Consider the following 12,086-nt stretch of genomic DNA (forward strand, 5'->3'; position numbering starts at 1 on the left):
CACTCCCGAATCTGCCCCTTCCGGATAGGGAAAGGGGGACTATTTGCAATAGTATATTCGGAGGATAATATTTGGTGCATTCCTGCGGGTAAGCAGCATCCTTTCCAAACTGGCTTTACCGTTTTGTGCAAGGTACGATTCAGACAAAAAAATAAGCGTACCACTATTTCTAATGATACGCTTATGATTATTTAGATATAAACATTGCTCACGCCTATCTTTGTGATATAGCCGCCTGTGCCGCTGCCAGTCTTGCGATCGGTACACGGAACGGTGAGCAGGATACATAATCCAGACCAAGCTTATTGCAGAACTCTACAGAGCTTGGATCTCCGCCGTGCTCGCCGCAGATACCGATGTGAAGCTTCGGATTCGCCGGCTTACCTAACTTGATAGCGGTCTCCATCAGCTTACCAACACCTGTCTGGTCAAGCTTCGCGAACGGATCGTTCTCATAGATCTTAGCATCATAGTACCCTTCCAGGAACTTGCCTGCGTCATCACGTGAGAATCCGAATGTCATCTGTGTCAGGTCATTCGTACCGAAGCAGAAGAAATCAGCCTCCGTTGCGATCTCGTCAGCAGTAAGGGCTGCTCTTGGGATCTCGATCATCGTACCAACTTCATACTCAAGCTCGATACCTGCCGCCGCGATCTCTGCGTCTGCAGTCTCAACAACGAACTTCTTCACATACTTAAGCTCTTTGATCTCGCCGATCAGCGGAATCATGATCTCCGGCTTGATCGCCCAATCCGGATGAGCCTTCTTCACATTGATAGCCGCACGGATAACAGCCTTGGTCTGCATCTTCGCAATCTCAGGATAGGTAACTGCAAGACGGCATCCGCGGTGACCCATCATCGGGTTGAACTCGTGCAAGCCTTCGATCAGGGTCTTGATATCTTCTACAGACTTGCCCTGCGCGTCGGCAAGCTTCTTGATGTCCTCTTCCTCTGTAGGAACGAACTCATGAAGCGGCGGATCAAGGAAACGAATCGTAACCGGATTGCCTTCCAGCGCTGTATAGAGAGCCTCGAAGTCTCCCTGCTGATATGGCAGGATCTTCTCAAGCGCTGCTTCTCTCTCTTCTACGGTATCAGAACAGATCATCTCACGGAATGCAGCGATTCTGTCTTCCTCGAAGAACATATGCTCTGTACGGCAAAGACCGATACCCTCTGCGCCAAGCTCAACTGCCTTCTTAGCGTCTGCCGGTGTGTCTGCGTTGGTACGCACGCCCAGTCTTCTGTACTTGTCTGCCCATGTCATGATACGCTCGAATTCTCCGGCGATCTTAGCGTCAACGGTAGGAATAATTCCATCGTAGATGTTACCTGTCGTACCATCGATAGAGATCGCGTCTCCCTCGTGGAATTCCTTGCCTGCCAATGTAAACTTCTTGTTCTCCTCGTCCATAGCGATGTCGCCGCATCCGGATACACAGCATGTACCCATACCGCGCGCAACAACGGCTGCATGGCTTGTCATACCGCCGCGTACCGTCAGGATACCCTGTGAGGACTTCATACCTGTGATATCCTCCGGTGATGTCTCAAGACGTACCAGAACAACCTTCTCGCCTCTTGCATGCCACTCAACAGCATCCTCTGCCGTAAATACAACCTTACCGCATGCAGCTCCCGGAGAAGCTCCAAGTCCCTTGCCGATCGGTGTAGCAGCCTTAAGCGCAGCAGCGTCAAACTGCGGATGAAGAAGTGTATCTAAGTTACGAGGATCGATCATAGCTACTGCTTCTTCATCAGTCCTCATACCTTCGTCAACGAGGTCACATGCGATCTTAAGAGCAGCCTGAGCCGTTCTCTTACCGTTACGTGTCTGCAGCATATACAGCTTACCGTGCTCAACCGTGAACTCCATATCCTGCATATCTCTATAATGTTTCTCAAGAGTCTCACATACCTTCTTGAACTCTACAAATGCTTCTGGGAATTTCTGTTCCATCTCGGAAATGTGCATAGGCGTGCGGACACCTGCAACTACGTCCTCGCCCTGTGCATTGGTCAGGAACTCGCCAAACAGGCCGTTCTCTCCTGTAGCAGGGTCACGGGTAAATGCAACACCTGTACCGCAGTCGTCACCCATGTTACCAAATGCCATGGACTGTACGTTAACGGCCGTTCCCCATGAATACGGGATATCGTTATCACGGCGGTAAACATTCGCTCTTGGGTTGTCCCATGAACGGAATACAGCCTTGATCGCGCCCATCAACTGCTCCTTCGGGTCTGTTGGGAAGTCCTGTCCGATCTTCTCTTTGTATTCTGCCTTGAACTGTCCTGCAAGCGCCTTCAGATCGTCTGCGGTAAGCTCAACATCCTGCTTAACGCCCTTCTCTTCCTTCATCTTGTCGATCAGTTCTTCGAAATACTTCTTGCCAACTTCCATAACTACGTCAGAGTACATCTGGATAAATCTTCTGTAGCAATCCCATGCCCAACGCGGATTACCGGATTTCTCTGCCAATACCTCAACAACGTCCTCATTCAGGCCAAGGTTCAGGATCGTATCCATCATACCCGGCATAGATGCTCTTGCGCCGGAACGTACAGAGACAAGAAGCGGATTCTCCTTATCACCGAACTTCTTCTCTGTGATCGCTTCCATCTTCGTAACAGCTTCCATGATCTGTCCCATGATCTCGTCATTGATCGTTCTTCCGTCTTCATAGTACTGTGTACAGGCTTCAGTTGTGATCGTAAAGCCCTGCGGCACCGGAAGGCCCAAGCTTGTCATCTCAGCAAGGTTCGCGCCCTTACCACCGAGAAGATTTCTCATGGTTGCGTTACCCTCTGTGAACATATAAACCCATTTTGCCATTTGTCATGACCTCCTAAAAACTATATATTTTTCTAAGTCGCACATAATATTTTACTGGTTTTACCAGTATTCGTCAAGTATTTCCAAATAGTTTCCAATTGATATTTTCAAACTGTTACTGCAAGAGATATTCTATAAACTTTGCCGCCATCTCCGGATTCTGGCTGTTGACGGGAACTGCCGCATAGATCTCCTCATAGCTCGTCATCTCTTCTTTGCTCAGGATATTCTCATCCTTCAGGCGTACACCGTCGTCAAGTATGGTATCGCCGCTTCCGCCCGCCTCTGCGCCCAGAAGCTCCTTCATATCCAGGAATCCGTCATGGGCGCTGTAATCCTCATAGACACGCTTGGGGCAGACCAGCACGTCTATGGCGTCCGCCCCCATCAGTGTCGTAAGCGCCGTCGTGCTCGTCATCTCGCCGCCGTCGTCCGGTATATTGGTACGGATCTGCAAGACCCCGTCTTTTTCACTGATATCCGCATACTCAGCAAATGATTCCTCAAGCCATTCTGCCTTCAAGTCATTGCCGCCGATCACGACTGCATTTAACAGAACCTTCGTGCGTATCCCCTTGTACATCGACACGCCGATACAGATCACCAGCACCAGGCACAGCGCCCCGGCAAGCCACCCCTTATAGTACATCCACAGATATTCTATCTTCTTACCCAGGGTCATCGTCCCCCAAGTCTCTTTCACGATATACTCTTCCGTACTTTTCTCCGTGTTTTCTATCTTCATCCGTACCTCCCGGTTCTTACTCTGAACTGTTACGTAAATTCCGCTATCCTGACCGGACACCCGTCATGAGTTCTGGAATACTCTGCCGCCAGCGCACAGTAATGGCTCTCCAGAGACTTGTCAAGAGAGGTCACATAAGAACTCTCTTCCTTCTCGCCGCTGATCATATCCAGGAATTCCACCAGCATACGCTCATCTCCGCCGCCGTGCCCCGAGAAATCCCCGGCAAGCTCTGCCACATTGACGGTCTCCACCGGCATCCCGCTGTCAAATCTCCGGATACTGATCTCACAGTTCTCGATCTTCCCCACCATATTCACACGCATCTCGCCTTTGGTGCCCATGAACCTGGCATACCTGGAGATCTCCGGCGTAAAGGCACACATCGTGAAGCTCATGGTCGTCCCGTCGGTCATCTTAAGATTCACCACCTGGTGATCTACCACGTCATTGTCACAGTGATATACACACCGGCCGTATCTTCCTTCCCGAAGCGCCTCCATGATCTTCTCCTCCGTGGGGCCGGACGGCACCAGCACGTCTAACGGCCACTGCCTGTTCCCCTTCCGGAAACCGGTCTCTTCATTGTCCAGGTAGATCTTCTCCGCGTCGAATGGACAGGCTTCCTTCACCTTGCAGCCGTCCAGGCATCGCTTCGTACAGCCGGCCGGTGCCTGTTCCTTCTTGAAGAGATACGTGTCTCCGTAAGACGTCACCGACTCGCAGGTCTTCCCCGCAAGCCAGAGATACAGATCCATATCGTGGCAGCATTTCTGCAGGATCATGGGGCTCGTCTCCTTTGAATTGGACCAGTTCCCGCGCACGAAGCTGTGTGCCTGATGATACCATCCTACATTCTCGGAAGCCATGATGGATACCACATCCCCGATCACACCTTCCTCCAGAAGTTCCTTCACCTTCTGGTAGATGGGCGTATAGCGGAGCACATGGCATACCACTACCTTCCGCCCGCAGCGCTTCGCCGCCTCGGCAAGCCTCTGACATTCCTCCACCTCTGGCGACACCGGCTTCTCGAGAAGGAGATGATACCCCTTCTCAAGCGCCGCGATGGCATGCCCTACATGCTGCCGGTCCTGTGTCGCGATGACCATGACGTCGGCAAGCTTCTCTTCGGCAAGCATCTCCTCCGCACTGGAGAAACAAGCTTCCTTCGGCAGACGGAATTCCTCTGCCGCAAGCGCAACCTTCTTTGGATCGATATCCGCCGCCGCAACAATCTCCATCTTATCCGGATAAAGCATCCCGATCTTCCCGTAATTATCTCTTCCCCGGTTCCCCAATCCGGCTATCGCAACCTTAATCGGCCTACTCATATCCTATCCCTCTTCCTACATCTCGAGCAAAAATGCTTTGTAGCCTTTGTATGCTTCATATACATCTGCCTTGCTGGTCACTTCCCACGGCGCATGCATGCTTAATACCGGTACGCCGCTGTCGATGACTTCCATCCCGTAATTCGCCATAATATAGGCAATCGTTCCGCCTCCGCCGACGTCTACCTTGCCAAGCTCCGCGAACTGGTACGCCACCGCGTGGTCTTCCATCGCTTTCCTGATCCGTGCCAGATATTCGGCGTTCGCATCATTGGAGCCGCCTTTGCCCCTGCTTCCGGTAAATTTATTGAATACCAGACCCTTCCCGAAGAAGGCTGAACTGCGCTTCTCAAATGCCTCTGCGAACATGGGGTCATACGCCGCGCTTACATCAGAAGAAAGCATCCTTGAGTTCTGCAGCGCACGTCTTACCTTAAGCTCAGACTCGCTTCCCTCCAACGCGATCATTTCTGCGATCACATTCTCGAAGAAACGGGAATGCATACCGGTCGCCCCTACGCTTCCGATCTCTTCCTTGTCCACCAGGATACAGCAGGCTGTCTTCTCTACCTCTTCCACATCCAAGATCGCGAACAAAGATGTGAACGCACATACCCTGTCGTCCTGTCCATACGCCAGTATCATACTCCTGTCGATTCCACAGTCTCTTGCCCTTCCCGCCGGAACGATCTCAAGCTCCGCCGATGCGAAATCATCCTCTTCCATATTATAATATTCCTTGAGGATCCTCATCACATTAGACTTCACAGCCTCCTTCTCTTCTTTGTCCAGATCCTTGTCCTGCTCAAGCGGGCAGCTTCCAAAGAGGATATCAAGCTTCTCCCCCTCGATCACCTCATTGGCCTTCTTCTCCATCTGCTTCGCCGCAAGATGAACCAGCAGATCCGTGATGACAAACACCGGATCCTCATCCTTATCCCCGATATTCACCTCAACTACCGTTCCGTCCTTCTTCGCAATGACACCATGCAGCGCAAGCGGAATCGCAACCCACTGGTACTTCTTAATCCCACCGTAATAATGCGTATCCAGATAAGCGAATTCATCACTCTCATATAACGGATTCTGCTTGATATCAATACGCGGAGAATCAATATGCGCCCCCAAGATGTTCATCCCTTCCTCCAGCGGCCGTTTCCCGATATGGAATACCGCAATGGCTTTGTCCATGCACACCGCATATACCTTATCCCCGGACTTCAGCGGCTGTCCGGCCTTGAGAACCGATTCCAGAGACTTGTATCCCTTCTTCTCAATCCTGTCCACCGTAAGCTTCACACACTCACGCTCCGTCTTACCCGCATCCAGACACGCCTTATAATCATCGCTGATCCTCTCCAACTCCCTGCGCGCCGGTGCGGCATATGATTTCCAAATATTTTCCTTGCCCATATCCTGACTCCTCCTTAAATTTTATTCTCTCCCTATTTCATCTCTTCTCTTACTTCTTTGAAGCACTTTACAATAAAGTCTATATCCTCTTTTGTATGGCTCGCACATACCTGTGTACGGATCCTTGCCTTCCCTTTCGGAACCACCGGATAAGAGAACGCCACCACATAGACTCCCTTCTCCATCATCCGCTTCGCAAATTCAGCCGCCGTCTTCTCGTCATACAGCATCACCGGCACACACGGATGAGTTCCCTGAATGATATCGAATCCATTGTCCACCAGCTCCTTGCGGTAGTATGCCGTTACTTCCTCCAGATGATCCCGAAGCTCGGTACTCTCATCCAGCATATCGAATAATTCGATACTAGCCCCCGCGATCGCCGGCGCCAGGGAATTAGAGAACAGGTACGGGCGGCTTCTCTGGCGCAGAAGGTCAATGATCTCTCTGCGGCCTGACGTATATCCGCCGGATGCTCCTCCGAGAGCTTTGCCCAGAGTTCCCGTGATAATATCCACACGCCCCTGTACACCGCAATGCTCCGGCGTCCCGCGCCCGGTCTTGCCTACGAATCCAACCGCATGACTGTCGTCCACCATCACCAGCGCATTGTACTGATCCGCCAGATCACATACGCCTTTCAGGTTGCAGATGATCCCGTCCATGGAGAACACACCGTCCGTCGCGATCAGCTTGATCCTCGCACCGGCCTCGTCCGCCTCCTTAAGCTTCGCCTCCAGATCGCCCATATCGTTATTCTTATAGCGGAATCTCTTTGCCTTGCACAGACGGACACCGTCAATAATAGACGCATGGTTCAGCTCATCACTGATCACAGCATCGTCTGCCGTCAGGATCGTCTCAAATAATCCTCCATTCGCATCAAAGCAGGAAGAATACAGGATTGTATCGTCTGTCCCAAGGAACTCGGATATCTTCTTCTCCAGCTTCTTATGGATATCCTGTGTTCCGCATATAAACCGAACGGAAGCCACTCCATATCCCTTCTCATCATAGGTTCTCTTCGCCGCCTCGATCAGACGCGGATGATCGCCCAGTCCCAGATAATTATTCGCACACATGCAAAGAAGCTCTCTTCCGTCCTCCAGCTTCACCCTCGCCCCCTGCGGAGAGACAAACGGAGCCTCGCCCTTGAACAGACCCGCTTCTTTGATCCCTTCTACTTCTTTGGTATAAATACTCAAAATATCATTTTTACGTGCCATCTTAATATCATCTCCCTCTTACTCTATTCTTAATCATTCACATGCGCCCAATCAAGGATTACCTTGCCTGACTGTCCGGAAATCATCGCCTCAAAGCCCTTTTCATAATCCTTGATATCAAAATGATGTGTAATGATCGGGGAAATATCCAGTCCCGCCTGAATCATTGTAGACATCTTATACCAGGTATCCCACACCTTTCTTCCATAAATTCCCCGGATATTCAGCCCGTTAAAGATCACTGTCTCCAGATCCACAGTCGCGTCCGTTCTTTGGAGTCCAAGCAGCGCAATATTTCCGCCGTGCTTCATATTATGGATCATATCGTGCAGCCCTGCCTGTGACCCGGACATCTCAAGCCCCACGTCGAATCCTTCTGTCATGCCGATATCCTTCATTACATCCGCAAGCTTCTCTTCCTTCAGATTCACCGTCCTTGTAGCTCCAAGCTTCTCGGCCAGCTCCAGCCTGTAAGGATTCATATCGGTCACGACAACATGTCTTGCCCCTGAAAACTTCGCGATCGCCGCCGCCATACATCCAATCGGTCCCGCTCCTGCAATCAGCACATCTTCCCCAAGCATCTCATAAGACAGCGCCGTATGGGTTGCATTCCCAAAGGGATCGAAGATCGCATACATCTCTTCCGGGATCGCCGGGTTACACGGCCATACATTGGAAGACGGGATCACAAGATATTCCGCAAATGCTCCGTTACGGTTCACGCCTACACCCTTCGCATCCTTACAATTCTCCTTATGCCCCTCCAGACAGTTCCTGCATTTCCCACAGGTAATATGACCTTCACCGGATACCAGATACCCAGGCTTAAATCCTCTGACTCCGTTCCCTACCTCAACAACTTCACCAACATACTCGTGTCCGGCCGTCAAGCCAATCGGGATTGTATGCTGCGCCCAGTCGTTCCACTGATAAATGTGCACATCCGTTCCGCAGATTGCCGTCTTCCTAATTTTGATCTTAACATCATTCGGCCCTACCTCCGGAACCGGCACTCGCTTCAACCACAGCCCTTCCTGGGGCTTCTCCTTCACCAGCGCCCACATCAGTCCGTCGTTCTTCTCACTCAATACTATATTCCTCCTGTTCCTGCCGCCTGTCCGGCGGCATTCTATATGATGCCATTATAACACTCACCAACATTGTAAACAATGGATTTTAGAGTATAATTTAGGGACGCAGTGAATTACCATTCACCACGTCCCTATATAGAATATTACCATTCAAATTTTTTAGCAAAATAAGCGTCAAGCTCGTCGATCTTCACTCTCTCCTGCTCCATGGAGTCGCGGTCACGAACCGTTACTGCACCGTCCTCCTCAGAATCGAAATCATAAGTCACACAGAACGGTGTTCCGATCTCATCCTGACGGCGGTAGCGCTTACCGATATTGCCGCGCTCGTCATACTCGCAGTTATACTTCTTAGAAAGCTGTGCGTATACCTTCTCAGCCCCTTCATTCAGCTTCTTGGACAGCGGCAGCACACCGATCTTAACCGGTGCAAGCGCCGGATGGAAGTGAAGGACTGTTCTCATATCGCCGCCTTCAAGCTCTTCCTCGTCATATGCGCTGCACAGGAACGCGAGAACCATACGGTCCGCTCCCAGTGAAGGCTCAATAACATACGGAATATATTTGATCTTCTTCTCATCATCAAAATATGACATATCCTGCTTGGAAGTATTCTGGTGCTGTGTCAGGTCAAAGTCCGTCCTGTCAGCAATTCCCCACAGCTCACCCCAGCCGAATGGGAATAAGAACTCAACGTCTGTCGTAGCCTTGCTGTAGTGGCTTAATTCTTCCGGTGAATGATCGCGGTAACGAACCTCTTCTTCCTTAAGGCCCAGCGCTTTAAGCCAGTCAAGACAGAACTGTTTCCAGTATGCAAACCACTCAAGGTCTGTATCCGGCTCACAGAAGAACTCTAACTCCATCTGCTCGAACTCTCTGGTACGGAAGGTAAAGTTACCTGGTGTGATCTCATTACGGAAGGACTTACCAACCTGGCAGATACCAAACGGGATCTTCTTCCTGGAGGTACGCTGTACATTCTTGAAATTAACGAAGATACCCTGGGCAGTCTCCGGACGCAGATACACGATGCTCTTAGCATCCTCCGTAACTCCCTGGAAGGTCTTGAACATCAGGTTGAACTCGCGGATCTCCGTGAAATTATGCTTGCCGCAGGTCGGGCATGGAATCTCATGCTCCCTGATATAAGCCTCCATCTGCTCATGGCTCCATCCGTCAATGCTGTCTCCGATATCTATGTTATTCTCATGGGCATAATCTTCGATCATCTTGTCCGCACGAAAACGCTCATGGCACTCTTTACAGTCCATAAGAGGATCACTGAATCCACCCAGATGTCCGCTTGCCACCCAGGTCTGAGGATTCATCAGGATCGCACAGTCCACACCTACATTATACGGGGACTCCTGCACGAACTTCTGCCACCACGCCCTCTTAACGTTATTCTTCAATTCCACTCCAAGGTTACCGTAATCCCATGTATTGGCAAGCCCGCCATAGATCTCAGACCCTGGATAAACGAACCCCCTGGTTTTCGCCAATGCTACGATCTTGTCCATAGTCTTTTCTACCATATCTCTTCCTCACCTTCTTCTATGATTTTCTTATTATACCGTCAACCCCTCGTCTTTTCAAGTATTATTGCATAATTGTTTCCAGGATTTCCAGTGATTTAAAATGTTTTCCAAGATACCTGGCAAGATAATCCGTCACGAGTTTCCCCAATTCCTCTAAGACCTCTTCCTTCACTACGAAGGTATAGAGCTTCTCAACCGGCGACGAGATAATGTATTGAAGCGTATATAACGTAGATGTCAGCAGCGTCCTGCCGTCCGTACATTTCTCCCTGCAACGGCCGCATATAAGACCGCCCCGTTCTACACTAAACACCTGTCCCTGCTCTGCTGACCTGCAGCAGACGCACTCGAATACCTGCGGCCCTTCGCCGTTGACCGCGATCACCTTGAGCTCATATATGTACCGGATCAGCCTGTTGGGGATCCTGGGGTTCACCAGCGCCCGCATGGTCTGGTACAGAAGCTTAAGAAGCGCCGTCTCATCATTGGCCTCCCTGGCATAATAATTGGCAAGCTCCATAAAGTAGAATCCGTAATACGCGCCCTCCACGTCCAGCCGAAGCTCCTGAAAATAATTGGAAATAGAGGCCGACACCAATGTATATGATGTCCGCCCCTCATAAACGGTAAATTCCCCGAAAGAAAACGGGCTCGTCACTCCCACCAGCGCGCTGTTCGGCTTCCTCGCCCCCCTCGCAAACGCCGCGATCTTCCCTCTCTCCTTCGTAAGGACAACTATGCGTCTGTCGTATTCACCAACCGGTGTCGCTGCAAGCACCATGCCGGTTACCGTAATCTGATTCACCGCTTTCCCCGCTTTCATAATGGTCCATGACCTGTTTGCAGATCGCCATCCCTTTATAATACAGATAATCCTTGATCTTCCCTGATTCAAGAAACCGCTTCCAGTAATCTTCTTCCATGATGTCACCTCATCCCTGACAAATATCTTTACAAGATTAGGGTGTCCCGGAAGCACATTATTTTATTCTTCTTCCCGATATCCAAAATTTTTCATCAGGAATTCACTGTCCCGCCAATCCTTCTTCACTTTGACCCAAAGCTTGAGATTTACCTGCATTTCCAGCATTCTTTCAATCTCATACCTGGCGGTGCTGCCGATCTTTTTCAACATATTTCCTTGTTTGCCAATAATTATCCCCTTGTGCGAATCCCGCTCGCAGATGATCGTCGCGTCGATATGCATGACTTTATTATTCGTCTTCATGCGGTCGATCGCCACCGCGATCCCGTGAGGGATCTCATCCTCCAGACAGTGAAGCGCCTTCTCCCGGATCAGCTCCGCCACGATCTGACGCTCCGGCTGGTCCGTAACGGTCTCTTCATCATAGAACTGCGGCCCATAGGGAAGATACTTCATCACGACCTTAAGTAATTCATCCGTATTATCCCCGTTTCTCGCGGAGACCGGAACGATCTCCGCAAAATCATAGATATCCTTGTAAGCCGCGATCGACGGAAATACTTCCTCGCGCTTCACACTGTCAATCTTGTTGATCACAAGCACCACCGGGGTCTTCACCTTCTTAAGCTGCTTCGCGATATGCTGCTCGCCGGCTCCTATGAAGGTAGTCGGTTCTACAAGCCACAGCACCACATCCACCTCGTTCAAGGTCCGCTCGGCAACATTTACCATATATTCCCCAAGCTTATTCTTCGCCTTGTGGATCCCCGGTGTATCCACGAACACGATCTGTCCCTCTTCAAGGGTCAGCACCGTCTGGATCCGGTTGCGGGTGGTCTGCGGCTTATTGGACGTGATCGCGATCTTCTGGCCGATCAGATAATTCATAAGGGTGGATTTCCCCACGTTGGGACGGCCGATCAAAGTTACAAAACCAGATTTATAATCCTTTTTCATTCTTTCTCCTGTTCT

The 12,086-nt window shown here is 50.6% G+C and carries 10 protein-coding genes; all 10 read right to left on the bottom strand.

From position 1 onward, the window contains the following. Nucleotides 1-214: 214 nt before the first annotated feature. On the bottom strand, nt 215-2,839 hold the full coding sequence (gene ppdK / locus VSQ62_RS25445) for a pyruvate, phosphate dikinase (protein ID WP_334637848.1): 2,625 nt from the start codon (nt 2,837-2,839) through the stop codon (nt 215-217). A gap of 115 nt (nt 2,840-2,954) precedes the next feature. After that, nucleotides 2,955-3,584 carry a hypothetical protein gene (locus VSQ62_RS25450; protein WP_334637849.1) on the bottom strand — a complete coding sequence of 210 codons (630 nt, stop codon included), beginning with the start codon at nt 3,582-3,584 and terminating at the stop codon, nt 2,955-2,957. Nucleotides 3,585-3,613: 29 nt separating this feature from the next. Further along, nucleotides 3,614-4,918, bottom strand: a complete 1,305-nt coding sequence (locus VSQ62_RS25455) for a Gfo/Idh/MocA family protein (protein WP_334637850.1) — start codon at nt 4,916-4,918, stop codon at nt 3,614-3,616. A gap of 15 nt (nt 4,919-4,933) precedes the next feature. Beyond that, the gene (locus VSQ62_RS25460) at nt 4,934-6,331 is read right to left on the bottom strand and encodes an aminopeptidase (RefSeq protein ID WP_334637852.1); all 1,398 of its coding nucleotides are present in this window, start codon (nt 6,329-6,331) and stop codon (nt 4,934-4,936) included. A gap of 32 nt (nt 6,332-6,363) precedes the next feature. Next, on the bottom strand, nt 6,364-7,557 hold the full coding sequence (locus VSQ62_RS25465; RefSeq protein ID WP_334637854.1) for a glycine C-acetyltransferase: 1,194 nt from the start codon (nt 7,555-7,557) through the stop codon (nt 6,364-6,366). A 29-nt stretch (nt 7,558-7,586) separates the two neighbouring features. After that, a complete protein-coding gene (gene tdh, locus VSQ62_RS25470; protein ID WP_334638515.1) occupies nt 7,587-8,624 on the bottom strand; it encodes an L-threonine 3-dehydrogenase in 1,038 nt (345 codons plus the stop codon). Nucleotides 8,625-8,794: 170 nt separating this feature from the next. Continuing rightward, the gene (locus tag VSQ62_RS25475; protein WP_334637856.1) at nt 8,795-10,186 is read right to left on the bottom strand and encodes a glycine--tRNA ligase; all 1,392 of its coding nucleotides are present in this window, start codon (nt 10,184-10,186) and stop codon (nt 8,795-8,797) included. A 64-nt stretch (nt 10,187-10,250) separates the two neighbouring features. Continuing rightward, on the bottom strand, nt 10,251-10,994 hold the full coding sequence (gene recO / locus VSQ62_RS25480) for a DNA repair protein RecO (RefSeq protein WP_334637857.1): 744 nt from the start codon (nt 10,992-10,994) through the stop codon (nt 10,251-10,253). Beyond that, the gene (locus VSQ62_RS25485) at nt 10,942-11,112 is read right to left on the bottom strand and encodes a hypothetical protein (protein ID WP_334637858.1); all 171 of its coding nucleotides are present in this window, start codon (nt 11,110-11,112) and stop codon (nt 10,942-10,944) included. The genes recO and VSQ62_RS25485 overlap by 53 nt, the downstream gene beginning before the upstream one ends. 62 nt (nt 11,113-11,174) lie before the next feature. Further along, entirely contained in the window at nt 11,175-12,071 is an 897-nt protein-coding gene (gene era, locus VSQ62_RS25490) for a GTPase Era (protein ID WP_334637859.1), read from the bottom strand. Between the last annotated feature and the right edge of the window lie 15 nt (nt 12,072-12,086).

The sequence above is a fragment of the Sporofaciens sp. JLR.KK001 genome (assembly GCF_036941055.1).
Taxonomy (GTDB): domain Bacteria; phylum Bacillota; class Clostridia; order Lachnospirales; family Lachnospiraceae; genus Sporofaciens.